The sequence below is a fragment of the Cupriavidus sp. SIMBA_020 genome, from assembly GCF_046535395.1.
GTDB lineage: Bacteria > Pseudomonadota > Gammaproteobacteria > Burkholderiales > Burkholderiaceae > Cupriavidus > Cupriavidus campinensis.
In genome coordinates this window covers 1-251 of sequence record NZ_JAWRWU010001240.1, presented here as the reverse complement: position 1 = coordinate 251, position 251 = coordinate 1, and the positions used below count along the sequence as shown (strand labels likewise).

Genomic DNA, 251 nt, shown 5'->3' with positions numbered 1-251 from the left:
ATTTCGCACCAGGGCGGCCGCATCGATGCGCTCAATTCGGCGTTGCTGACGATGCTGCATCTGGCCAAGGGCTCACCCGGCCTGCGCGAAGCCATCGAGGCGCAACTGGAAAAGAACTACTCCAGCCTGCTGGCCCGATCGGAAAACCCCCAGTACGTGGCGGGCTTCGAGAGCGTGCGCGACCAGATCATCGCCGCACTGAAGTAAGCCACGGCGCCAGGCCGCCGGCCGGCGCATCCGGCAAAGTTACC

1 protein-coding gene is annotated in these 251 nt (G+C 64.9%); it reads left to right on the top strand.

Annotated elements, in window-relative coordinates:
* The coding region (locus SB751_RS33485) for a hypothetical protein (protein ID WP_410749430.1) at positions 1 to 207 on the top strand (207 nt) is incomplete at its 5' end.
* Between the last annotated feature and the right edge of the window lie 44 nt (positions 208 to 251).